At 33.6% G+C, this 24729-nt stretch carries 20 protein-coding genes and 1 tRNA gene; 10 read left to right on the top strand and 11 right to left on the bottom strand.

Going from position 1 to position 24729, the window contains the following annotated elements; genetic code table 11:
- Window positions 1–140: 140 nt before the first annotated feature.
- The 3 genes from ACXX80_RS00200 to ACXX80_RS00190 form a co-directional block, all read right to left on the bottom strand.
- On the bottom strand, window positions 141–1193 hold the full coding sequence (locus ACXX80_RS00200) for a proline iminopeptidase-family hydrolase (RefSeq protein WP_458551477.1): 1053 nt from the start codon (window positions 1191–1193) through the stop codon (window positions 141–143).
- Between the two features lie 22 nt (window positions 1194–1215).
- Complete coding sequence (locus ACXX80_RS00195) at window positions 1216–2991, bottom strand: AMP-dependent synthetase/ligase (RefSeq protein WP_458551476.1); 1776 nt, start codon at window positions 2989–2991, stop codon at window positions 1216–1218.
- 177 nt (window positions 2992–3168) lie between these two features.
- On the bottom strand, window positions 3169–4056 hold the full coding sequence (locus ACXX80_RS00190; protein ID WP_315208048.1) for a YitT family protein: 888 nt from the start codon (window positions 4054–4056) through the stop codon (window positions 3169–3171).
- 175 nt (window positions 4057–4231) lie between these two features.
- Between ACXX80_RS00190 and ACXX80_RS00185 the strand changes: the two genes are divergently transcribed.
- The 3 genes from ACXX80_RS00185 to ACXX80_RS00175 all read left to right on the top strand — a co-directional run bounded on the left by ACXX80_RS00185 (window position 4232) and on the right by ACXX80_RS00175 (window position 6491).
- Window positions 4232–4675 carry a hypothetical protein gene (locus tag ACXX80_RS00185; RefSeq protein ID WP_458551475.1) on the top strand — a complete coding sequence of 148 codons (444 nt, stop codon included), beginning with the start codon at window positions 4232–4234 and terminating at the stop codon, window positions 4673–4675.
- A 98-nt stretch (window positions 4676–4773) separates the two neighbouring features.
- A complete protein-coding gene (locus tag ACXX80_RS00180; protein ID WP_458551473.1) occupies window positions 4774–5820 on the top strand; it encodes a tetratricopeptide repeat protein in 1047 nt (348 codons plus the stop codon).
- Window positions 5796–6491 carry an adenylate/guanylate cyclase domain-containing protein gene (locus ACXX80_RS00175; protein WP_458551471.1) on the top strand — a complete coding sequence of 232 codons (696 nt, stop codon included), beginning with the start codon at window positions 5796–5798 and terminating at the stop codon, window positions 6489–6491. The genes ACXX80_RS00180 and ACXX80_RS00175 overlap by 25 nt, the downstream gene beginning before the upstream one ends.
- 84 nt (window positions 6492–6575) lie before the next feature.
- Here the strand turns inward: ACXX80_RS00175 and ACXX80_RS00170 are convergent, their stop codons facing one another.
- Window positions 6576–6800 (bottom strand): hypothetical protein, encoded by a 225-nt coding sequence (locus ACXX80_RS00170; protein WP_458551469.1) that lies wholly within the window; start codon window positions 6798–6800, stop codon window positions 6576–6578.
- Window positions 6801–6921: 121 nt separating this feature from the next.
- Window positions 6922–7575 (bottom strand): carboxypeptidase-like regulatory domain-containing protein, encoded by a 654-nt coding sequence (locus tag ACXX80_RS00165; RefSeq protein WP_458551468.1) that lies wholly within the window; start codon window positions 7573–7575, stop codon window positions 6922–6924.
- 225 nt (window positions 7576–7800) lie between these two features.
- Here ACXX80_RS00165 and ACXX80_RS00160 point away from each other — a divergent pair, with 225 nt between their 5' ends.
- Entirely contained in the window at window positions 7801–10149 is a 2349-nt protein-coding gene (locus ACXX80_RS00160) for a DNA cytosine methyltransferase (RefSeq protein ID WP_458551466.1), read from the top strand.
- Between the two features lie 7 nt (window positions 10150–10156).
- The gene (locus tag ACXX80_RS00155) at window positions 10157–11350 is read left to right on the top strand and encodes an MvaI/BcnI family restriction endonuclease (RefSeq protein ID WP_458551465.1); all 1194 of its coding nucleotides are present in this window, start codon (window positions 10157–10159) and stop codon (window positions 11348–11350) included.
- 241 nt (window positions 11351–11591) lie between these two features.
- On the opposite strand, the gene purL is transcribed toward ACXX80_RS00155, so the two are convergent.
- The 3 genes from purL to ACXX80_RS00140 form a co-directional block, all read right to left on the bottom strand.
- Window positions 11592–15245, bottom strand: coding sequence for a phosphoribosylformylglycinamidine synthase (gene purL / locus ACXX80_RS00150; RefSeq protein ID WP_458551464.1), 3654 nt, complete (start codon window positions 15243–15245; stop codon window positions 11592–11594).
- A 168-nt stretch (window positions 15246–15413) separates the two neighbouring features.
- Window positions 15414–15854, bottom strand: a complete 441-nt coding sequence (locus tag ACXX80_RS00145) for a T9SS type A sorting domain-containing protein (protein ID WP_458551463.1) — start codon at window positions 15852–15854, stop codon at window positions 15414–15416.
- A 40-nt stretch (window positions 15855–15894) separates the two neighbouring features.
- Window positions 15895–17421 carry a hypothetical protein gene (locus tag ACXX80_RS00140; protein WP_458551462.1) on the bottom strand — a complete coding sequence of 509 codons (1527 nt, stop codon included), beginning with the start codon at window positions 17419–17421 and terminating at the stop codon, window positions 15895–15897.
- Between the two features lie 116 nt (window positions 17422–17537).
- Between ACXX80_RS00140 and ACXX80_RS00135 the strand changes: the two genes are divergently transcribed.
- From ACXX80_RS00135 to ACXX80_RS00115, 5 genes are all read left to right on the top strand, one after another.
- Window positions 17538–17972, top strand: coding sequence for a PaaI family thioesterase (locus ACXX80_RS00135; protein ID WP_315208063.1), 435 nt, complete (start codon window positions 17538–17540; stop codon window positions 17970–17972).
- 126 nt (window positions 17973–18098) lie between these two features.
- On the top strand, window positions 18099–19166 hold the full coding sequence (locus ACXX80_RS00130) for an isochorismate synthase (protein ID WP_458551461.1): 1068 nt from the start codon (window positions 18099–18101) through the stop codon (window positions 19164–19166).
- A 50-nt stretch (window positions 19167–19216) separates the two neighbouring features.
- Entirely contained in the window at window positions 19217–19933 is a 717-nt protein-coding gene (gene bshB1 / locus ACXX80_RS00125) for a bacillithiol biosynthesis deacetylase BshB1 (RefSeq protein ID WP_458551459.1), read from the top strand.
- 74 nt (window positions 19934–20007) lie between these two features.
- Window positions 20008–20083 (top strand) — tRNA-His (locus ACXX80_RS00120).
- Window positions 20084–20394: 311 nt separating this feature from the next.
- Window positions 20395–21591 carry a PAS domain-containing sensor histidine kinase gene (locus ACXX80_RS00115; protein WP_458551458.1) on the top strand — a complete coding sequence of 399 codons (1197 nt, stop codon included), beginning with the start codon at window positions 20395–20397 and terminating at the stop codon, window positions 21589–21591.
- A 193-nt stretch (window positions 21592–21784) separates the two neighbouring features.
- Here the strand turns inward: ACXX80_RS00115 and ACXX80_RS00110 are convergent, their stop codons facing one another.
- From ACXX80_RS00110 to ACXX80_RS00100, 3 genes are all read right to left on the bottom strand, one after another.
- Entirely contained in the window at window positions 21785–22798 is a 1014-nt protein-coding gene (locus ACXX80_RS00110; protein ID WP_458551457.1) for a M28 family metallopeptidase, read from the bottom strand.
- Window positions 22799–22802: 4 nt separating this feature from the next.
- The gene (locus tag ACXX80_RS00105) at window positions 22803–23846 is read right to left on the bottom strand and encodes a DUF3667 domain-containing protein (protein WP_458551456.1); all 1044 of its coding nucleotides are present in this window, start codon (window positions 23844–23846) and stop codon (window positions 22803–22805) included.
- Between the two features lie 101 nt (window positions 23847–23947).
- Window positions 23948–24718 (bottom strand): dienelactone hydrolase family protein, encoded by a 771-nt coding sequence (locus ACXX80_RS00100; RefSeq protein WP_458551454.1) that lies wholly within the window; start codon window positions 24716–24718, stop codon window positions 23948–23950.
- Window positions 24719–24729 lie beyond the last annotated feature (11 nt).

The following is a 24729-nucleotide window of genomic DNA, read 5'->3' as shown; positions in this document are numbered from 1 at the left end:
GCAAAAAAATGGATTGTATAGAAAATGGATTATCCTTAAAATGTAAGGTTTTAAATAGTAGAGAGGTATTTTATTGGGAAGACCAAATTAATACTTGTACATAGAAGTAGTTTCTAAATATTATTTTTGATTAAAGGAATTTACTTTTTTCTGAACTCCCCACTATCCACATCTTTCAAGAACTTGATCACGCCCGGAAAATAGGTTTTTGGGTCATCATACTGTGAAAGGTGACTTCCGTTAGGGCAAAACAAAAAGCGTCCGTTTTGAACTTCGTTAGCAATCCATTTCATGTGTTCTGGATCCATGGTGTCGTATTTAGAGCCAATACTCAATGTAGGAACCGTCAGGGTTTTTAGTCTGGCTTTGACATCCCAATTTTTAAGAGTCGCGTTTCCAGTAATGCCAAATTCACTATGCCCTTGCATGTACACATATACATTAGGATTAATGTGCTTGAAACATCTGTTGATAGATTCTGGCCATTTCTCCAGTGGCATTCTCAAAACATGTTCGGTGTAGTAATATTTGAACAGTAATTCGCTGTATTTTGGATTATCAAAATCATTATTATTCTCGATATCCTGCAATTGTTTTAGGATTTTTGGATCCATTTGCGGTGCCAGAACGTCTTTTGCGTAAGCATTATATTCCGCTGCACTCGCCATCATATTAGAGATAATCAAGCCTTTTAGGTTCTTTTGGTATTTCAAAGCATATTCCATTGCGAGGATTCCGCCCCAAGATTGTCCCATCAGGTAAAAATTAGAACTGTCTAAGCCTAATGCGATGCGTACTTGCTCAACTTCTTCTACAAAACGTTCATTGGTCCATAAACTGTTGTCATTAGGTTGGTCGCTGTAATACGAACCTAACTGGTCGTAATAGATGTATTCAATGCTTTCGTTTGGAAAATACCCATCAAAAGATTCATAGAGTTCGTGCGTCAATCCCGGTCCACCGTGTAATAGCAACACTTTTATTTTTGGATTGTTGCCCACTCGTTTTGTCCAAACGTTGAAAGTGCCTTTAGGCGTTTTAATTGGAATCATTTTAATACCGCCAGTCAGCTGGTCATCACGTTTGGAAAAGTCTAAATAATTTGCCTTTATGGAATCTTCCTTTGGTTTTTCTTGACAATTAGAAAAAAAGAACACACTTATAACGGAGCAAATCAAGACTTTTAGTTTCATAACGGAACAGTTTTATTAAAGACTAATTGTAGATTTTATGAAACAAATCAATATATTTCTCCATCACTATTTTTCGTTTCAGTTTTAGAGTAGGAGTAAGCTGTCCGCCTTCAATAGACCACACGTCAGGTGTAAGTTCAAAACGTTTTATCTTCTCCCAATTTCCAAATTTTTCATTTAGGCTATCTATTTCTTCTTGAATTCTGGCAATAACTTTTTCGTTTGTAACAATTTCTTCATTGCTTTTTCCAACATCAATTCCATGGATAACCCCCCATTCTTTAATAAAATCAAAACTTGGTTGAATGAAAGCTGCCGGCATTTTTTGTCCGTCACCAATCACCATTATTTGTTCAATGAAACGGGATTGTTTCATCGTATTTTCAATTAACTGTGGTGCAATGTATTTTCCTCCGGAGGTTTTGAACATTTCTTTTTTGCGATCCGTAATTTTCAAGAATCCCTCTTGGTCAAAAATTCCGATATCACCAGTGTGGAAATAGCCGTCAGTAATTACTTCATTAGTTAGCTTTTCATCTTTGTAATAGCCTATCATTACGTTTGGTCCTTTGCAAAGGATTTCACCGTCTTCTGCAATTAGCACTTCGACATTATCAATTACTTTACCTACAGTTCCCACTTTGAAACCATTATTTCTAATATCGTTAACGGATATTACTGGAGAAGTCTCGGTTAAACCATATCCTTCCATAACTGGAATTTCTGCTGCAGCAAATATTCGAGCTAATCGTGGTTGTAAAGCGGCACTACCTGATACCATTAAATCAAGATTGCCACCCAAACCTTCTTTCCATTTGCTAAAAATAAGTTTGCGAGCAATTTTGAGTTGGAACTCATACCAAAAACCATTTTTACCGTAAGGTTCATAACGCAATCCTAAATCGATTGCCCAAAAGAATAAACTCTTTTTGATACCTGTCAACTCTGTGCCTTTTGCGTAAATTTTATCGTATACTTTTTCTAAAAGTCTTGGAACAGCAGTAATAACAGTTGGTCTAACTTCTTTTAGATTGTCACTAATTTTATCAATTGATTCACCAAAATATACCGAAACTCCATAATATTGGTATAAATATAAAATCATTCTTTCAAAGATATGGCAAATAGGAAGAAAGCTCAATGCACGGCTTTTTCCTGCTTCAAAAGGAATTCTCGAAGCACTGTCTAATACATTTGAGACAATGTTTTTATGCGAAAGCATAACGCCTTTTGGTCTTCCGGTAGTTCCCGAAGTATAAATTATAGTCGCTAAATCTTCTGTTTTTACGTTGTTTTTACGATTCTCAACTTCGCTTTGATTTCCAGTATCAACACCTTGAATTAGTAATTCGTTCCAGTTTTTACAGCCTTCAATTTCGTTGAACGAATAGACTTCTTTGACATTAGGAATTTTATTTCTAATCAAATTTACTTTGCGCAGTACTTCGGCATCCGATACAAAACAATATACGGCACCGGAATGATTCAGGATATATTCATAATCATCTTCGGAAATTGTTGGGTAAATAGGAACGGTTTGCGCACCAGTTTGCAAGACACCAATATCCATAATGTTCCATTCGGTTCTATTATTAGTAGAAATAATGGCAATTTTATCGTCTTTTTGAACGTTCATTTTCAAGAGCGCCCTCGAAACTGCATTGGCTTTAGCAATATATTCTTGAGTAGAAGTTTTTATCCAAACCCCGTTTTGCTTTGTTGTTAAAGCATCTGGAATTGAAGTATATTTATCTTGTTGATAATAGGGAAAATCAAAAAGTCTGGTTATAGAAGTCATTATTCGTATATTGAATTGATTCGCAAATTAAATAAAAATTAATAATAATTATTAATTTTCAAAAATTAAATGGAAAATTAAACCATAATTTTTCCATTTTACGAAATCGTTTTCTTGAAATGAATTTTAAGAGGCTGATTTTAAGCCAAAAGAAGCCTGTTTCATGTATTTCAAATATTAGTGTTTTTGTTTATTTCTTAGAATTCCGCCGCTGGCTTCTTTGATATATTGGATAAACATAAAAGCATTGGGGTCTATTTTTTTTATCTCATCTTTGATTCTAAGCAATTCAAGTCGTGTTACGACTGTGATGATAATGTCACAGTCAGTTCTTAAATCGAAAGTATCAGGTAAGTAACCCCGTTCCCCTTTAATTATTGTGATTCCTTTCCCAAATTTTTTCACAATCAAAGATTTAATAATTTCACTTTTGGATGAAATGATATGCAAGGAAGTATATTGTTCCAAGCCATGCGTGATATAATCGAGTGATTTTATAGCTGAAAAATAAGTGACAATAGAATACAATGCTGTCCCAATGCCAAAAGACCAGGCTGCAGCCAAAAATAATAAGGTATTCATCCCAAAGATAACTTCGGATACGTTGAGTCCAATTTTTCGGGTAGTCAATAAGGCCAAAATTTCTACACCATCAGCAGTGGATCCGCTCCGAATACACAATCCCATCCCGATACCTATTAGGCAACCGCCAAACAACGCAATCAAAAGTCGATCGGTGGTAACAGCATCAATATCAATAAAAGTCATACTTGCGGCGAGCAATAAAAAAGTTATCAAACTTTGAATGGCAAATGTTTTTCCCAACAGCTTTTTTCCTAAAAACAAGAACGGTATGTTTAAGCCTAAAACAAGAATTCCAAATGGCAGATGAGTGATTTCATGAGTGAGTATCGAGATGCCTATAATACCGCCATCCAAAAATTTATTGGGTATCATAAATCCTTTTAATGCCAATGTAATGAATACTACGCCCACTAAATTCAGAATAATATTTTTTGGATGAAATATTTCTTTCCAGTCAATTGGTTGGTGTTCAATATTCATAAGAATGAATTTGGATTAAAATCCTTTAAATATACTACTTTATTTTAAAAATATATGTTATATTTACCTTATAATTAGATTGTTACCTCCAAATCTTGATTTCTTGGTTTCCCCAGCCATTTTTAAATTAATAGTTTTCTGAATCAGAATTTATTAACCTTTAAATATAGTAATCATGGCAAAGCCTGTTGTAATCACGTTGACTGTTCAAGCAGCAACTCTTTATGGAATGAATGATCCATCACAACCTCAAATTGATAGTTGTTGCAGATTATCCGATGATAATTCCGGAAGGTCTCAAAATGGAACTTTAGAAGATTTTAAATCCTATGTGTTTATCAATAATAATGTAAAGTGGGTTGGTGTTTCAAGAGATTCGGGATATTCTGTGGCAATCGATAGTATTGATTATGAGTCCAAATCCAATGACGTTAATTTTTTTGACAATGCTACTATTTATGGATCGGGAGGAAGGTCAGGAAACGCATCTGCCAAAGTCAAAAACGACCCTAATTTAATCAACCAGTTGGATATTTATAACATCAATTTTAGTGTTTATGATTCCGGTAATTTGTTTAAAACATTTAGTATCGATCCCAAATTAGCCATAAATCCCTAATGCAATTGAGTTTTAAATATTCTTTTAAAGTCTCTCTTTTTGTTTTTTTTGTGCACTTAAGTATTTTAGCCCAGGAGCAAAAAGTTGCTGACAGCCTTGTGAAAATTTATCAAAGAGGGAATATTGAAAATGCTGAAAAATTAGAATTGCTTAGGAATTTATCTTTTAATGAAGTGAATAATCTCAGGTTGTCCTTAAAATATGCTGAGGAACTTATTGCGCTGTCAAAGTTAGAAAATAACTATTTATACCTGCACAGAGGGTATTTTCAAAAAGGAAATAAGCTCAGACTTATAGGAGATTTAAATAAATCTTTAGACGCTTTTTTTAAAAGTGAAGCAGCCGCTAGCAAAGCAAAATATAGTGCGGGTCAAGGAATGGCTTATTCCTCTATTGCCGATGTATATTCGGTTATGGGGAATTCTAAAAATGCTTATTTATATTACAACAAAGCTATTGATTTATTGAGAAATACGGATAATTTTATAGGGCTGGCGTCAGCTTTATTAAATGCAGGAGATGAATATTTTAAAAACAAGAAATATGATTTAGCATTAAGGAATTTTGAAGAGTCAGGTGAAATCTTCAAGAAAGCTGATTACTTAATTGGTACTGCCTATAATTTAGGAAATATAGGAATGGTATATGCTGAGCAGGGAAAGGATGTTTTGGCTATGAAATATATAAGTAAAGCCATAAAAATTCTGGAAGAACTAAAGGATTATTATGCAATTTCAGATTACCTGACCTACATGTCAGCTATTTATTTAAAACAAAATAACCAGACTGTTGCGCTCAATTATGCGCAGAGAAGTCTGGAGCTAGCCCAAAAATATGGTTTGAAAGATCAAATAAGTAATTCAAATCTCAAACTTTCAGAACTGTATCAAATATCCGGAAATCCCGTCGAATCCTTTAAGCATTATAAGAATCATATTATTTATCGGGATAGTATCACTAATCTTAAATCAGTTCAGCAAATGGCAGATTTGCGAACGAATTTTGAGGTTTCCCAGAAACAAATTGAAGTTGATTTACTCAATCAAGGAAAAAAAACCGACAAATTATTGTCATTTCCTCTGCCATTTCCTCTGGATTGGTTTTTTTACTCGCTTTCGGGATGTTCAGACGGTATAAATTCATAAAGAAAACCAATGTTATTATTGAAGAAGAAAAGAATCGGTCAAACAGCTTATTGCTAAATATTCTTCCTGAAGAAACCGCTTATGAATTAAAACAAAATGGCAAAGTACTTGCTAAAAGGTTCGAATCGGTTACTGTATTATTTACCGATTTTGAGGCATTTACCCAATATGCAGAAAAACTACCGCCAGAAAAATTGGTAGAAAGTGTGGACTATTATTTCTCGAAATTTGATGCAATCATGGAAAAGTATGATTTAGAAAAAATCAAAACTGTAGGGGATTGTTATATGTGCGCAGGAGGTTTGCCATTTTCAACAGAAGATCATGCTTATAAAATGGTAAAAGCTGCTTTTGAAATAGCCTCTTTTGTTAAGGATTCAAAAAATAATAATCCACTAAATGAAACCCGTTTTGAAATTCGCATCGGGATTAATTCCGGTCCGGTGGTAGCCGGAGTAGTTGGAACCAAGAAATTTGCCTATGACATTTGGGGAGATACAGTAAACATTGCTTCTCGCATGGAATCTAATTCAGAGCCCGGGAAAATTAATATATCCGAAAACACGTATAAACTCATTAAGGATATTTTTGATTGTGATTATAGAGGTGAAATTGAAGTTAAAAACCATGGGATGATGAAAATGTATTTTGTAAACAATCCTACAGCATAAAGCGATAGTAATTGTTTCAGTCAGAAATCCTAATATTGACTTTCTGAGTAGAATTTGTAAAACTGTGCTAACGCTTGTGGCAGATCAGCGCGGTTGGATAGGAATTCCTATCCAATGCATAACAAGCATTATTGCAACTGTTATTCCGAAACTACATAAACAAAGAATTCGCCAATACGTAGATTGTCCATACCCATATTTCCAAACTTTTTCGCCAGTTTCTTTTCTGTTTTCTTTCAAAGTAAATTTCGAAAGAATGTAAGTTGAAGCAGCAAAAATCAATATTGCAATTATCCAAAATTTCATCATAAACGATTCTTTTGTTAAAGTTATAAATTTACGAGTTTTTTTTCTTAAAATAACCAACATATAACCCTCTCAAAAGTTGTGATAACTTTACGATGATTTACAGAGGAGTGGCTGGTATTCTCTATTTGAATAGATTTCCAATTCTTGTAAAAATATTTTTTTTCTTAGTTTTGACAATTATAACTTCCCCCATCAATGAATCACTTAAAATCATTTCTATTTTTAGGTTGTTTTTTGTTTTAAAAACTTCTACTTCTTTTGAATCCATTCCTATATAATTAAATACAAGAATAACTTTATCTTCAAAATCTTCAATTGGAATTTTGATTTTAAAGTCTCCATCAAAATTTGATTGTACAATATTTTTTGTTCCTTTTTGAATAATATTGACTCCTGGGATAGGGTAGGTGTTCTCATCATTATTTCTAGGCTTCTCCATTATTTTGCCGTAAAACGCTATAAACTCATCTGAGCTTTTTTGTTTCAGTTCATCCTTTGATTTATTTTCAATAATTTCTGTTTTTGACTTTTCATTTTGTGAATAAACAGCTGTTGATAAAAACAAAGATGAAAAACCAAGTAGTAATCCAATTCGATGAAAACGATTTGTTTCTAATGGGCTTATTTCTTTATCAATTTGATTTGGTGAAAACCTTCCACAAATTTTTTTACTTTCATTTAAACTTTTCAAAAGTTGATTATCGGAATAATATTGGTAATTAATTACTTCTTTTCTACAATTTGAACAAAACATACCTCTTTCTGTTGGAGTCATTTTACTCCAATTTTCATTACAAGGTTTAGGGATTTTAATTGTATATTTCATCAACTTTATAGGTTCATTCTGCGTAACACTTTACGCTAACATATGTTTGTCTAATAACCTAAAACAAGTCTCTAACAATTCCTTATTTGAGATTTTTAATGATAGAAGTCCGATAACAAAAACTCAAAACCGAGGTTTTTAGACAGTTTGATGTTCCGGCGCTACAAGCTGCCCTTGTTATTTATATCGAATTTACTTGTTTTTGTTCGTAGTTTTCTAAAAAATAAATCCTTTTTTTCTTGTGTGTGTCTAAAATTTGTCCGTAAATTTGTCCGTATCCGTAAAAGTGTCCGTAATATGATAAATGTCAAATTCTATTTAGATAAAGCTGATAAAAGCAAAAGATTTCCAATTCATCTTGTTTTGCGTCAAAAGGATTTGCAAATCAAAGTTGCAACTGGAGAAAAGATAATGAAGAAAGATTGGGATAGCTCCAATCAATTGGTTTTGGATTCTGAATATTCATATAAATCAATAAATAAGTTTTTAAATTTTTTAAAACACGAAGTTGAAAAATATTTTGAAAATGAGCCACATACAAATTTTACAGACAAAAAAATTAAAGAAAAAATAGCATCATTGGTTAATAGTAGAAAAGAAAATACCGACATTAACATTGTTTCGGAACCGCCAACAGAATATGAAACAAAGTCTAAAGTAACTTTTGTGGATCTATTTGCTGGAGCAGGAGGTTTTAGTGAAGGGTTTCTTCAAGCAGAATATGCAAACAAGTTTTACGATTTTAGATTAGCAAGCGACATAAATGAAAATTGTGAACTTACACATTTGGCAAGATATAATTATCAACTTGGTTTAGATGCAGAATTTCTTCGTCAAGATATTACAGAACCAGATTTTTTAGATAATTTTTTAAAGAAAATTGGTAATAAAGAAATTGATATTGTTTGTGGCGGACCACCTTGTCAAAGTTTTAGTTTGGCTGGAAAAAGAAAAAAGTTTGATAAAAAAGATGATTTATTCGCTCATTATTTAAAAGTAATTAGACAATTAAGACCGAAATATTTTGTTATGGAAAATGTCAAAGGAATTTTGACAAAAGAACAAGGTAAAATTAAAGATATGATTTTGCAAGAAATTAGGTCAATTGTAGATTTGAAAGAATTCAATCAACTTATATTTTTTGTTACACAACTTAAGAAAATAGAAATTGAGCAATCTTTTATTTTAGAATGTTACAATTTACGTTTACAATTTGAAAAGGCTACTGATAAAGAGTTAGATAATTTAAAGAATAGTTATATTAATAGCTTAGAAAATAAATTTAGAATATTAACGCCAAAAATTGTTGATTACAAAACAAGTAAAACTGATAAAAACATCAGCACAATTCGCCACGGTTTTAATCTTTTAAAACGTGTTAAAGAGCTTGAATATATTAGGAAAAAAGTAATTAATGAAAAAGCCTTTTCAAATGTAGATAATGATTTTTTTGCAGATGATTTTGATTCTTTTTTAACTTCAATTGAACCAGAAACAATTATTGAAAAGATACATACTTCTTTTAATAATTTAAAACCAAATGAAAACTTTTCTAATGAAGTAAAACAAATTATTACAGCACTTGAAATATTTGATTACTCTTTTGATGAATGTGTTAAAGGTTTAAATTTATTTGTTATAAAAGCTAATAAAGTAAAAGAATTTGAAACTATTTTATCTAAAATAAGGCTATATAACATTGAACAACCATTTGTAGCATTAGCATCAGATTATGGTGTTCCTCAAAATAGAGAAAGAGTTTTATTCATTGGATGTAGAAAAGACCAAAAATTGATAAATGATGTTCCTGCAACGGTAAAACATAACGAAAAGGTTAATGTATTTGAAGCTATTTATGATTTAGATTTTGTTGGAAATGATGATGAAAGATTTGATTATGAAAAAATTAATTTAAAAGCACAATATAATGGTTCTACTGAAAAGATGAAATCATTAATTCAGAAAAGAAATATTGATGGTAAACCAAATGAAAATGATGGATTAAGTTATTCAGAATGGTCTAAAAAAGGGCGTTTAAATGGACGTTTTGCAAATGCAAAGAATCCATTTTATGTTAGAAGTTTCGAGGAACTCGAAAATACTTTATCCCATTTAGTTGCACCATTACAAAACCACAAAACCAGCAAACAAAATAATGATGTTGTAAAAAGGTTGGATGTTATTTTAAAATCTGGAAATTACGAATCTGCAAAGGAAAACCTTAAAGCAATTGGATTAGAATCCGATAAAAGAAGTTATACTGTTTTAAAACCTGAAGGACAAAGTTCAACGATTATGACAATTGCAGACGATTACATTCATTATTCAAACCCAAGAGCATTGACTGTTCGAGAAATGGCAAGACTTCAATCATTTGATGATTCTTTTGTTTTTCAAGGAAAACGTTCTACAGGAGGAAATAAACGTAAATTTGAAGTTCCACAATATACTTTAGTTGGGAACGCAGTTCCACCACTAATGGCTAGAGCGGTAGCTCTGGAAATATTGAAGAACATCAAATAAATCGTTTATGAGAGATTTAACCACAATTGAGATTGATAGAATAAAGATTTTAGCCGAGAATGCGATTTCCGTTTCATTAATTGAACTTACTAAAACAGGTTTGGAAAAAGGAATAATGGATGCAACTGGTTCTGTACGAAGTTATTTAAAAGAAAATGATTTACACGACTATGAAATTCAAAAACAAGGAGCAAAAGAAAATGGTGTTTTAATTGATTCTATAATACTTACAAGTGATTCGTTTGTTGATTCAAAAGCATCTCTTTATAGACCTAAAGCCAAAGGAAAAGGCGGAGATCCAAGAATTTGGTTTTATGGAATTGCAAAATATTGTAGTCCAAATGATATTTTAGCATTAATAAGCTTTGACAAGAGAATTTGGGTTTTAAATTTAACTAAAACTCCAATTGAAACTTTAATGAATTCATCACTTGTAAATCCAATAAAAGAATTAGTTAATGAGATTAACAATATATCAAATGCGATTAGTGATGAGCTTTTATTAAAATTAAGAAAGATAGCTTCCAATGGATTTGTTCCAGCGCTTTTACAGGCAGATACTTCAATCGGGCGAACTTTAGAACATTTATTAGGAATTCAAATGAATTCTTCTAGAAATCCTGATTATAAAGGCATTGAGTTAAAATCTGCAAGAGAAAATAAAGGCACAAGAAAAGGCTTATTTGCCCAAATACCAAATTGGGGATTAAGTAAATTTAAGAATAGAAATCAAGTACTCGATGAATTTGGATATTGGGAAAATGGAATTTTTAGATTATACAATACCATCAGAGCTACTGGACGAAATGCACAAGGGTTAATTTTAAGAACTGATTATGAGCTAGACTATCTTTTTGAAAATTCAGACAAAGCAAATATTGGTGATTTTTTGACTTGGAAATTAGAGGATTTAAAAAGTACATTAATTACAAAGCATAAAGAAACATTTTGGATTGAAGCTGAAAGTAAAATGATTAGTCAAAAAGAACATTTTTTATATAAAAAAGTTGTTCATACAAAGAATCCATTAGCAAATCAATTTGGATTATTGGTTGATATTGGAGCAATTACAGTTGATTATAATATGAAAAGATTAGCAAATGGAAAAGTTGAAGATAAAGGTTGTAACTTTAAACTAAAACCTTCTGCAATGAATTTATTGTTTCCACCCAGTCAAACTTATTCTTTAATAACTGAATAATCTATATTAAATAGTTGTATTTCAACGTTCTGTGGTAGGGTTGCTTGTAACTTATATATATGCGCTACAAAATAGCACATATACATCACATTTTTGGTGGATAGGCGCTACAGCGTAGCGTATTACTTTCAAAGATACAATTTAAATATTATCTTACAAATCATCAAAATAACTTTTAAATTAACTCCATAAAAAAAAGCGCTCTTTTTCAAGAACGCTTTCAATATTGTAAATCAAAAAATTATTTTTTATCCATCCATTTTCTGGCATTGACAAAAGCTTCATGCCATGGCGAAACTTCATCGTCTCTATCTTTTGGATAATGTGCCCAGTTCCATTGGAACGTAGAACGCTCAATGTGTGGCATCATTACCAAGTGACGCCCTGTTTTGTCGCAAAGCATGGCTGTGTTATAATCAGAGCCATTTGGATTGGCAGGATAGCCTTCATAGGCATATTTAGAAACTATATTGTAATTTTCTTCACCCATTGGTAAGTTAAATTTTCCTTCTCCGTGTGAAACCCAAACTCCAAGTGTACTTCCTGCTAACGAAGAAAGCATCACTGAATTGTTTTCCTGTACCGTTACTGATGTAAAAATACTTTCGTGTTTATGACTTTCGTTGTGCAGCATTTTTCCGTGTACTTCATGCTCTGGATTAATTACTTCCAATTCCATAAACAATTGGCAACCGTTACAAATTCCAACAGATAACGTATCTTCTCTTTTGAAGAAATTGTCTAAAGCTGTTTTTGCTTTTTCATTGTATAAAAATGCTCCAGCCCAACCTTTGGCAGAACCCAATACATCTGAATTAGAGAACCCACCAACAGCTCCAATGAACTGAATGTCTTCCAAAGTTTCACGACCTGAAATCAAATCGGTCATGTGAACATCTTTTACATCAAAACCGGCTAAGTACATCGCATTTGCCATTTCACGCTCCGAGTTACTTCCTTTTTCACGGATAATCGCAGCTTTAGGTCTTCCTTGAGAAGCGTCGATAACTGGTTTTTTTCCTGTAAAATGAGTTGGGAAAGTATACTGTAATGCTTGGTTTTTATAATTATCGAAACGCGCTTGAGCTGTTCCGTTCTTAGATTGTTTTTGGTCTAATAAGAAAGAAGTTTTGAACCAAACATCTCTATATTTAGCAATGTCTAATGTACAAGGACCAAAGTCTAAAGTCGCTTCATTTGTAGCAGTTCCTAATTTATAGAAAGAAACGTTATTGGCGTTTAATTTAGATTCCACTTCAGCATCCGATTTTGCTTGGAAAACAATTCCGATATTTTCAGCAAAAAGATATTTGATGATGTCTTTTTCTTCGAAAACCGAGAAATCTATTTTAGCTCCTAAATTCACATCTGCAAAACACATTTCTAATAAAGTCGTGATCAAACCACCACTTCCTATATCGTGTCCTGCAAGGATATTGTTTTCTAAAATCAATTCCTGGATTGTATTGAAAGCTCTTTTGAAAAAAGCAGCATCTTTAATCGTTGGCACTTCTTTTCCAATAGTATTCAACGTTTGTGCAAACGAAGAACCACCTAATTTAAAGTCGTCTTGTGATAGATTGATGTAATAAATAGAACCGCCGTCTCTTTGTAAAACGGGTTCCACTACTTTTCTAATATCGGTACAATTTCCACCAGCTGAAATAATTACCGTTCCCGGTGCGATTACTTCTTCATTTGGATATTTTTGTTTCATGGAAAGGGAGTCTTTTCCGGTTGGAATATTGATTCCCAATTCGATTGCAAAATCAGAACAGCCTTGTACAGCTGCGTACAAACGAGCGTCTTCTCCTTCGTTTTTACAAGCCCACATCCAGTTAGCAGACAATGAAAGTCCATCTAAACCATCTTTTATTGGAGCCCAAACAATGTTAGACAATGCCTCAGCAATTGCCGTTCTGCTTCCCGCAACAGGATCAATTAATGCTGCAACAGGAGAGTGACCAATCGAAGTGGCAATTCCTTCTATTCCTTGATAATCCAAGGCCATTACACCACAATTATTTAATGGCAATTGCAACGGACCGGCACATTGTTGTTTGGCAACTTTACCACCCACACAACGGTCTACTTTATTAGTCAACCAGTCTTTACAAGCAACCGCTTCCAGTTGAAGTACTTGCTCTAAGTAGGTTGAAATGTTTTTCTTGTCGTATACTAAATCAGTATAGTTTCTTTGGATTGTTTTATCTGTCATGACCACTTTTGGAGAACTTCCAAAAAAGTCTTCCAAAGCAAAATCCATTGGTTTAGCACCAGTTGATTTTGATTCGAAAGTAAAACGGTGATCTCCGGTTACGTCACCCACTTGGTACATTGGAGAACGCTCACGGTCGGCAATTTTCTGCAATAAATCTATGTTTTCTTTGGCGATAACCAATCCCATTCTTTCTTGAGATTCGTTACCAATTATTTCTTTTGCCGAAAGGGTAGGATCTCCCACGGGCAATTTGTCTAAATCAATTAATCCACCGGTATCTTCCACTAATTCTGAAAGACAGTTTAAATGTCCACCAGCTCCGTGATCGTGAATAGAAACAATTGGATTGATATCACTTTCTACCAAACCACGAATGGCATTGGCAGCACGTTTTTGCATTTCTGGGTTAGAACGTTGGATTGCATTCAATTCAATTCCTGAACTAAAAGCTCCGGTATCTGCTGAAGAAACTGCAGCTCCACCCATTCCAATTCTATAATTTTCACCACCAAGGATAACAATTTTATCACCTGTTTGAGGTTTTTTCTTAATAGCTTGATCTAATTTTCCGTATCCAATTCCACCCGCTTGCATAATCACTTTGTCGAAACCTAGTTTGCGAGCGTCTTCTTCGTGTTCGAAAGTCAGGATAGAACCTGTAATTAACGGTTGTCCAAATTTATTTCCAAAATCAGAAGCTCCGTTTGATGCTTTAATCAAAATATCCATTGGCGTTTGATACAACCATTTTCTTTCGGTCATACCGTTTTCCCATGGTCTGTTTTCAGCTAAACGAGAGTATGAAGTCATGTAAACTGCCGTTCCTGCCATTGGCAAAGAACCTTGTCCACCTGCTAAACGGTCACGGATTTCTCCACCAGAACCAGTTGCAGCTCCGTTGAAAGGCTCTACTGTTGTTGGGAAATTATGTGTTTCTGCTTTTAAGGAGATAACCGAATCAAATTCTTTTACTTCATAAAAATCAGGTTTGTCAGCACTTTTAGGAGCAAATTGTTGTACACGTGGCCCTTTTACAAAAGCAACGTTATCTTTATAAGCCGAAACAATATCGTTAGGGTTTTCTTGTGACGTTTTCTTGATTAATTTGAATAAAGAAGACTCTTTTTCTTCTCCGTCAATGATAAATTTTCCGTTGAAAATCTTGTGACGACAGTGTTCTGAATTGGCTTGTGAGAAACCAAAAATCTCAGAATCTGTTAGTTTTCGTCCTAATTTAATCGCTAAATTGTCTAAATAGTTTACTTCTTCGGGACTCAAAGACAATCCTTCTTGTTTGTTGTAAGCAGCAATATCATCGATGTCCAAAATTGCTTCTGGTAGTACATTGATAGTAAAAATATCTTGATTTAACTCGGCGTATTTTTGCGAAAGCATCGGGTCAAAATCAGAAAAATCAGCTGTTGCTTTGTGAAATTCTTCGATTCTAATGATGCCGAATATTCCCATGTTTTGGGTGATTTCCACTGCATTAGTGCTCCAAGGCGTTATCATTGTGGCACGAGGACCAACAAAAAAATCCGTCAGTACGGATTTTTCTATTTTATTTGAATCGGCAAAAAGCCAGTTAAGTTTTGAAATGTCTTGAGCCGAAATTTCGTTTTGCGTGTGTACGGCAAAAACAGTTTTGCTTTGGTTTTCAAAGAAATGGATCATTGTTTTTTAGTTTGTTGTATTGCGGTGCAAATTTAGTCAATTAAGATTAAATTTTGGGTAAAAAAAAAGCGGCAATTTGCCGCTTTTTTAATTAGTTGATTATTAATTTCTTGATGACCGAATTTGAGTCGGTAGTCACTCGAATTAAAAACGTTCCTTTTACACTATTTACAGCGTAATTTCTGATTTGGTGCTATTTTCTTCGCTGTAAATTTTCTGACCAATGATAGAGTAAATTTCGATAGAATACATTTTATTCGAATTATTGACAGAAAAAGTTCCATTAGATGGATTTGGATAAATAGCAATATCATTTATATCAAGAGCAACAATTGTTTTAGGTGTTTTTTCAATCATACGACTTCCTAAATTGTTACACGTATCTGAAGTGTAAGAATCCCATTGGGTTGTTTTATTAAAAGTTGTCGTTGGAGAAGTAACAGTAGCTTTTCTTCGGATTGTTTTATCAGCTGCAAAGTTTGCCGTTATACCGTTAAAAGTTTCAATGATGTCAATTAAAACGCCATTTTTGAATAAACCTACAGCATCATTATCATTAAAAGCCATTTCAGTCGCCAGTATGTCGTTAACCAATTTTATTGTTGGCATTAACTGTTTAAGGATGTGATATGGCGTAATTCAGAGCAGTTTATTTTGGAAAAACTTTGTTTTGATAGGCACCCAAATCGGGAGGTAAAGTTCTTGTATTTCCTATGATATCAAGCGGAATCATATAGGCCGAATTCCCTTTTGCGAAAGCAGCAGAAGTTTCGTCAATATTGAATTTGTTCTGTGAGGTGTTGAAGAATTTTGGGTCCTTGTTCAAAAGTATAGCGTTGTAATGTGCAGTATCAGTATTGAATTGATAATCAGGATTTGTTGAAAATTGATTGGATACGTTATCAAATTTAATCAGGCAATTGTTGAATTGGTATTCAAAAGTGGCTCCTGTTTTCTTGCTTAAACTCATTTCGTTTGAATAGGAACCATAAATGATGCAATTGTTAAAAGTGGCTGCGGTTAAATCCTTCGCTTCCGGAATTGCACCCAAAATATAATTACTCACTAAAACCGCCACTTGTTGTGAGCTGTTCCAGTTATTATTAAAAGTACAATGAGTGAACTTATAATTTCCACCATAGGTACAGGCTAAACTCGCTTGTCCGGCATTGTTGATGACTACATTTTCTCCGCTTATTTTTGCGGTCTGCGCCAAAATTCCGTAGTTACTGCTGTTGTAAATTTGGGTATTTTTGACAGAAACGGTCGTGCCATCATTGTTTTGAATCAACAAACCTATAGTAGCATTTTTAATTGTGAGGTGATTCAAGGTGTTATTTGTACTGCCATCAGTAAGCCAAATCGTTCCCCATTGTCCCGGCACATCAGAAAAATCAGGTTCTAAACGATCCCCTTCAAAAATAACTTCATTTTCTAGTTTATCTGTTGTTGATCGTGTTCCATTAATATTGATGGAGGCATTATTAGCTACTATAAGCCCGGAATTAGCATGAAAATGAACTCGGGTTCCTGCTTCAAAAGTGGCCGTTTTATTCGAAGGGACAGCTGCATAGCCATAAATTACATACGGTTTGTCATTGGTAAACTGTAATTCATTTCCATTTACAGAGTCATTTTCATCCAGATAAAATCCATTAATTTTTTCGTTTCCAATAGGAAGTGTTTCAGTGGTTCCGTCAGCAAACCGTTTTGGATAAAGAAAAACAGCGTCTTGAATTAGTGTTACCAGTTCTACATTTTGTAGGTTTTCGCCACTGTCAAACTGAATTTGATCGGTGTATAAAAAATCGGTTGGGTTGGCATCAGCAATATTGGCGGTGGTTTCTATGAAAATATACAAACTGTCTTTGGCTAAAAGATCTACATTATTAAAAACTTTCCCGCCTGTACCCTGCATTCCATCAACGGTCATTCGGTATTTTGAGTTCAGTCCTTTTGCTAATTTAATACTTGGAATCGTAATGTCTTTTTTACTTTTATTGTACACTTTGAGTCGGTACGTGCTAGAACCTACGTTAGAGAAAACGGTGTCTAGGTAAATTGTATCCTTGGAAAATTCTAAATCTCCTGTGCTGGCTACAGTCTCAAAATCAGAACGGCAGGAACAGATAGTGATTATAATTCCAATAAAAAACAATACTATTTTGGGACGCATCTGGATATTTTTTTTGTAAAAATAGGAAAAATCTATTTTCGAAATTAGAATAACAATTGTATTTGCTGTTATGTGAGTTATCTTTTAATTATTTTTACATTTTTAAAGACAATAACATGACATTTGACAAAGAAAAAATACTTCATTATTGCAATCACGTTTCTAAAAATACTTTAATGCAAACGTTGAATATTAAATATACTGACGCAGGAGAAGATTTTCTTGTTGCTACTATGCCTGTGAATCCCTCCGTACACCAACCTATGGGATTGTTGCATGGCGGTGCTTCAGTTGCTTTAGCAGAAAGTGTGGGTAGCGCTGCCTCTATGATTTACATAAATTCTGAACTAAGCGAAGTGCGCGGAATTGAAATCTCAGCCAATCATTTGAAAGCAAAACGGGACGGAATTGTAACGGCAACTGCCAAGATTTTGCACAAAGGACGAAGCATTCATCTCTGGGAAATACGAATTACAGATGAAAACAATAATTTAATTTCACTTTGCAAGCTGACAAATATGGTTTTGCCAAAAAGAAAAAGCGGAGATTAATAATTGAAGCAATTGTAGCTAAAGCCATAACAGTTTTAAAGGGAAATTGACAAAATAGTTTTGATAAAATCAAGCAAATAATAATTCTTGGAGTGTTAATGGAATTTATATTTTAATACATTAAATATGATTGATTTTTTTATAAAAGTAAAACAACAAAAAGCTCAAAATTTGCCGTTTGTATTGTTCAGAAAACCAAATGATATCAAATTAGTGGGTTTTTTTCAGAATAATGACCATTTATATTTTGCTGAAAATTTTGAAGAAACAGGTTTTGTTTTTGCTCCTTTTGAAGGGAGTCAAATGATACTTATTCCTAAAAATCAGTCTGTAAAATGGGAAGCTCTGATTACTTCTTCTAACGAAATGGATGTTTCAGATTTTATATATTCAGAAGACAGGCAAGCTAAAGAACATTTTGAAATACTTGTTCAAAAAGGAATTGATGCTATTGCAATGGGGACTTTAAAAAAAGTGGTTTTGTCCCGGAAAGAAATAGTTGATTTATCAAATTTTGATTTAGTTTCAATTTTCGAAAAATTAATTCAAAATTATCCTACTGCCTTTTGCTATTGCTGGTTTCATCCAAAGATAGGCTTATGGATGGGGGCTACACCGGAACGATTACTGAAAGCTACTACGAATACTTTTTATACAATGTCATTAGCTGGAACGCAAAAGCTTCAAGGTACAAAAGAAATAGTCTGGGAGAAAAAGGAAATCGAAGAGCAACAGTTTGTTACCGATTTTATTTTGAATAATCTGAAGGACTTGGCCTCGGAAGTGTCAGTTTCCAGTCCTTATACGATACAAGCAGGGACTTTAGCGCACATTAAAACAGATATTGAAGGGGTTATAAATGAGAGTTCAAGTTTGAAAGAAGTTGTTTCTGTTTTACATCCAACACCCGCAGTATGTGGATTGCCAAAAGAAACAGCTAAAGATTTTATTGTTCAAAATGAAGGTTATGAAAGAGAATATTATACTGGTTTTTTAGGCGAATTAAATAAGGAAGGATTTAATAAAGGAGAAATAAAATCCGATTTGTATGTTAATTTGCGATGCATGCAAATTAAAGACAATCAAGCACATTTATATGTGGGTTGTGGCATTACAAAGGATAGTATTCCCGAAAAAGAGTGGAATGAAAGTGTCAATAAATCTGTGACAATGAAGAAAATATTGAATTTGTAGTAGTATTTGAAACTTAAACATTAAACAAAAAAACATTAAACGAATTTTAGATGAAATTAGATATACTTGCTTTTGGTGCCCATCCTGATGATGTGGAATTGGGTTGTGCAGGAACCATTTTAAAAGAAATCTCTTTAGGGAAAACTGTGGGGATTATTGATTTGACCCGTGGTGAATTAGGGACTCGTGGTTCAGCGGAAATCAGAGATCAGGAAGCGAATGCTGCTGCAAAGATTCTAGGTGTTTCAGCACGTGAGAATTTAGAAATGCGAGATGGTTTTTTTGTCAATGACGAAAAACACCAATTAGAGATCATTAAAATGATTCGCAAGTACCAACCAGAGATTGTTTTGTGTAATGCGATTGATGACCGACATATTGATCATGCAAAGGGAAGCAAATTAGTTTCAGATGCTTGTTTTTTGTCTGGGTTGATGAAGATTGAAACTTTCCTAGAAGGAGAGAAACAAACTGCTTGGCGACCAAAATTAGTCTACCATTACATACAGTGGAAAAATATAGAACCAGATTTTGTGGTAGATATTACAGGTTTCACCGATAAAAAAATGGAATCTATTTTAGCTTACGGTTCTCAGTTTTATGATGCCAATTCAAACGAACCTGAATCGCCAATAACCAGTAAAAATTTCTTGGAAAGCCTAAATTATCGTTCCAGAGATTTAGGAAGGCTTACTGGAGTGGATCATGCGGAAGGTTTTACTGTAGAAAGATATTTGGCAGTCAATAGCTTAGCAGATTTGATATAAATTTCATGTAAATTTTTAAAAAAAATATTTGCAGAAGTAAACTTATGTTGTATATTTGCCACCGCTAAGCAAATGGTGGTTGTAGCTCAGTTGGTTAGAGCATCGGTTTGTGGTACCGAGGGTCGCGGGTTCGAGCCCCGTCTCCCACCCAGAAAGCAAAAGCTTCGAAGAAATTCGAGGCTTTTTTTGTGGAATAAAGTTTCGTGAGATTGTAGGTGATATTTTATTGGCTTGAATATTGTAAAAGGAAATAGTATCGCAGTGCATTCATAGAAGTCATGTAGGATTTCATTATCAAATAAAGTAAGATAATAGCTTTTAGGCCATACATTTTCACGTTAAAGGTTATATTCGGTGTTTTACAGAAATCGTATTTTCTTTTGTGTATCTTTGAATGCATTGTGTAGTTAAATCAACCCGAAATAAGCTTTCAAAATTTTAAATATTATTTACATCATTTAATGGAAAACGAGAAAATTAATTCTAAAATTCTTAAAAATAATTACATTCCAACAGCTGAGTTTTATAGCCAAATAATTGATAGCTTACAAGATTATTCGATTTTTACTCTTGATAATGACTTTGTAATTAATAGCTGGAGTTCCGGAGCATCAAAAATCTTTGGATATGAGCCAGACGAAATTATAGGAGAGCATTTTGATTTGATTTTTACTGAAGAAGATATACAAAATGGTATTCCAAAAAATGAAATTGAAACGGCATTAAAAGAAGGAAGAGCAACAGATAACAGATGGCACATTTGTAAAGACAAGAGTGAGTTTTATGCTTATGGTTTGGTTTTTCCACTTACTGGAATAGACGGAGAGTTATTAGGATATGTTAAAATCCTTCGCGACTTAACCGAAAGAAAGAAATCTGAAGATGCCATAAAAAAATATGTAAAAGATCTTGAAGATCTAAATACACATAAAGAAAGTGTTCTTGCCATACTTTCGCATGATTTGAGAAGTCCATTATCTAGTATTATTGCTACTACTGGATATTTGAAATCAAATTTCGAAAGGATGAAGCCGGATACAGTTAAAGAAATGCTCGAGCTTCTTTATAAAGCATCAATAGATGAGTTAAATATGTTAGACTACTTAGTCGAGTGGGCGAGGATAAAATACGCGGCAGAAGTGTTTTCTCCAAGGAAAATTGAGCTAGTTGAGTATGTACAAAAAGTTTTTGTTACTCTAAATGATACTGCTTCTTTAAATACAATAAATCTGCATCATGATATTAAAGAGAACACCAGCGTTTTTGCAGATGGAAAAATGTTACTCTCTGTTATCCAAAATATAGTTTCTAATGCTATTAAGCATTCACTACCAGGAGGAGAAGTTACCGTTTCTGCAAAAATTAAAGATGATAAAATAATAGTTCAAATAAAAGATTCCGGTGTAGGTATGTCTAAGGAAATCCAAGATAAACTGTTTACACCACAAGTGAATATACTTTCAAAAGCGAGGATAGAGAACAAAGGTGCCGGGATTGGATTATTATTAGTGAAAGGATTTTTAGAAAAAAACGGTGGTGAAATATGGGTTGAAAGTATTGAAGGAATAGGCTCTTCTTTTTATTTTACGTTACCTCTTGAGGAACCTTTAAATAAAATTGATTGCGCAGATAAAATAGAATTTGACGAAAGAGTTTAAGAAATAATTGATAAAAAAAAGAGCTTTGAAGTGATTCAAAGCTCTTTTTTTATGGGGTTTGCACAAGGGATAGCAGTGGAAATCCTTTTCTATTCTGTCAGGGTTTAACCCTGACAGGATAGAAAAGATTGTAACGTATAGCCCGACCACGCTGTAACGCTAGTGTAAGCGAGAATGTGCCCAAATTTTCAATCTATTTTTTATCTACAACAGGTCTTTCGGTGCGGTTAGCCAGTTCCCAAGCAGTTACAAATGCAAATTGGGTTCTTTTTGTTAACGCATCGTATTCAATTTTGTCTGGACTGTCCGTTGGTTTGTGATAATCAGCATGCACTCCATTGAAAAGGAATACAGAAGGAACGCCTTTTTTAGCAAAATTATAATGGTCAGAACGCTCATAGAAATGGTTTGGATCTTTAGGATCGTTGTATTTATAATCTAATTCCAAATTTGTGTATTTAGCGTTTGCAAGGGTACAAATGTTATCTAAATCAGTCGATAAGCGGTTAGCACCAATAACGTACACGTAATTATTGCTGCCAGCATGAGCTTCATCACGACGGCCTATCATGTCAATATTGATATCAGTAATGGTATTTGCTAGCGGGTACAAAGGATTTTCTGAATAATATCTTGAACCGTGTAAGCCATGTTCCTCGCCAGTTACATGAAGAAAAAGAATAGAGCGTTTTGGGCCGTGTCCTTCTTTTTTAGCGATTTGGAATGCTTGTGCAATTTCAAGTAAAGCAACTGTGCCGGAACCATCATCATCGGCACCGTTATAAATCTCTCCGTTTTTTGCTCCTACGTGATCGTAATGGGCAGAAATTACAAGAATTTCATTTGGTTTTTCAGAACCTTCAATGTAGGCCCAAATGTTTTCGGAATCCGGTAAGTTTTCGTTGCGTTTTGCATTTAGGAAAGCTGCCGGAATTTTTTGGTAATAGTCAGAAGCGACAGTAGGAAAAGGAATAGCATTTTTCTTGTATTGATCGATGAGGTAAACACCTGCTTTTTTCTGACCTGCAGAGCCAGTTTCACGGCCTTCCATTTCGTCTGAAGCAACAATATAAAGGTGTGTTTTTAGTTCGTCTGCGGTAATCGTATTCATGTATTTTGTAGGGTCGGTGTTAGCGATACTAACTTTTTGAGTAGTACAGCTTATGTTTAAAACTACCAGTAAACCTAATAAAGGGATTTTTTTCATGTTTTTAATGTAAATTGATAAATGTATAAAGAGCAAAAAGGGATAATATAATAGAGACTAGTATAAAATTGATAAAAAATAGCAGGCTGCATTTTATAAAGGAGATAAAGCGAGTTTCTCCATAAAAACGACGATGCGCTGGATAGAAATAATAAAACATCCATCCAATACCAATAAAATTAATTAGTATCTGTATGAAAGAAACGAGACTCGATTCTGAAAATGGTGTCAATCCTTTGTTAATCATGAACAGCAACAAAAAGAGTAATAACAAAAAGGAAAAGTAATGTAAGGTGAAAATACCATGATCAAAGTAATACCAGCGTTTCTTATTGTGGAATAGCCAGAGGGAAAAAGCAAAAATAGGCATGAATACAAAAAGGACTTTTGAAAAATTATGGATGAATGATTCTGTGAATTTTTTAAATAGGTCTCCTTTTGGGTTGTTGTCTAATACAATTTGGACTTTCCTGTTGGCCCAATAACTAAAATCGGATAATTTTTCCGACTCAGGTGCGTGTTTTTGTATCGAATCTAATTCCCGAACTGATTTATAGCTAAAATATTCCTCGTCAACAACCGCAACATTGTTTTTAATGGAATCTTTTTCTTCTTTTGAATCAGTTAGGTTCTTTTTAACCGAATCATTTTTGGTTATGGTATTCTGAAACGATTTGTTTTTGGTGGTAATGGTGGATTTCTTTTCGATAGTTTTTTCAGAAGAATTGATTTCAGCAGGGAAAATGGCAATCAATAGAAAAGTGATAAAACTAATAAAAATATAAAGTCGAACCGGAGCCAAATAAGACAATCTTTTTCCTGAAAGGTATTCTTTAGTTAGCGCAGCAGGTTTGAATAAAAGATTTTTTATGGTGCGCCAAAAAGCGTTTTCATAATGTGTTAAATCCTCAAAAAAATGGATAAAAAGGTGGTGAAACGTTTTTCGGGTATCAGTATTTTCTTGTCCACAATTAGGACAGAATCTATTTTCGACCACGTATCTGCAATTAAGGCAGGTTTTGTCGTTTCGGATTTTACTTTTTGACATAAAAAAAACAGTATAAATTCTAGACTTTTTGTTGAATTTTAATCTATAAAACTAACAAAAAAACCGAACTTATACTGTTTTTAAAAAATATATTTAAAAAATTATTTCAAAACTTCTTTCAAGAAAGAATTCATTCGTTCCCAAGAACGTTTTGCTGCTTTTTCGTTGTAGGCGGCTCCTTTAGAATTATCGTTTCCAGCTTCAGGTTCTGTAAATGCATGTACTGCATCAGCGTAATAAATCATTTCCCAATCTGCTTTTGTATCTCTCATTTCTTGTTGAAAAGCGGCTGCTTCTGCAACTGGAACATAAGGGTCATCAGCTCCATGTAGCACCAAAATTTTTGCAGCAATTGGATTATTTACTCTTGCAGCATCACGTCCTAAACCTCCGTGAAAAGAAACTGCTCCTTGAATTTTCATTCCTGCTCTTGCTGCTTCAAGTACGCCAGTTCCGCCAAAACAGTAGCCTATCACAACAATATTATCTGGATTTGCGCCTGCTGTTACTAATTGATCTAAAGCAAGTTGAATGCGTCGTTGATAATCAGTTACATTATTTTTGTAAAAACCAGCTTGTTTTCCAGCTTCTTGGGTGTTTGTTGGGTAGTTTCCTTCGCCATAAATATCAGCTACAAATGCATAATAGCCCATGGCTGATAGTTTTTCTGCGGATTGTTTTGAATGTGTGTCGATTCCTTTCCAAGCGGGAAGGATTAAGATTCCAGGTTTAGTTTTGCTTCCTTTCTTAGGAGCAATTGACAATCCATTTAATTTTTGATTTCCATCCGTGTATTTTACTGCTTTTAATTGTGCTAATGCACCGTTGGAAAACAATACAAATCCTAAAAAGGCAAAGAAAATATTTTTCATATTTGGTGTTT

The organism is Flavobacterium sp. GNP002, assembly GCF_054343795.1.
Note: the sequence above shows the minus strand (reverse complement) of the source record. Positions and strands in the feature narration are given on the sequence as shown.